The following is a 585-nucleotide window of genomic DNA, read 5'->3' on the forward strand; positions in this document are numbered from 1 at the left end:
AGCGGGAATTGAGACTGAGGGGATGTTGCTTGACCCTGATCGCCCCACGGTTACGAAAACTCGCATTTCTGGTCATGCCCGTCAGTCGGTGACTCAGCAAATTGTCAGAATTGATCGCAAGTCTGATCGCTTACCGGATCTAGAGTTACAGTTACAACTGGCAGATTACATTCGCAACTCCCTAGAAACAGTTGATGCGGTGGTTTGTTCGGACTATGGCGATGGGGTTCTTACCCCGGTCACGATTGAAGCGGCTTTGTCTCATAGTTTGACGCTGGTGGATACGCAAAAGGATTTACATCGGTTTGCAGGGGCGAGTCTGTTTACTCCCAACCTTCCCGAAGCAGAACTGGCTGTCGGATACTCGATTACAGATGAGAGTAGTCTCGCTCAAGCGGGAAAGGATTTGCTGAAACTCACCCAAGCGGATCATATTTTGATTACTCGGGGTGAAGATGGGATGAGTTTGTTTTCCGCCCACTCAGAGGACGCTCCTCCGAGTTCATTCCATATTCCGGCTTTTAATCGTACTGATGTATTTGATGTGACTGGAGCCGGAGATACGGTCAGATCGGAAGAGCACAC

Annotated in this window: 1 protein-coding gene; it reads left to right on the forward strand. The window is 49.6% G+C overall.

Annotated features, from left to right (window positions below):
- Nucleotides 1-585, forward strand: a 585-nt coding sequence (locus M595_RS28395; protein ID WP_023069989.1) for a bifunctional heptose 7-phosphate kinase/heptose 1-phosphate adenyltransferase, incomplete at both ends; no start/stop codon positions are given.

The sequence above is a fragment of the Lyngbya aestuarii BL J genome (assembly GCF_000478195.2).
In the GTDB taxonomy this organism is placed as follows: Bacteria; Cyanobacteriota; Cyanobacteriia; order Cyanobacteriales; family Microcoleaceae; genus Capilliphycus; species Capilliphycus aestuarii.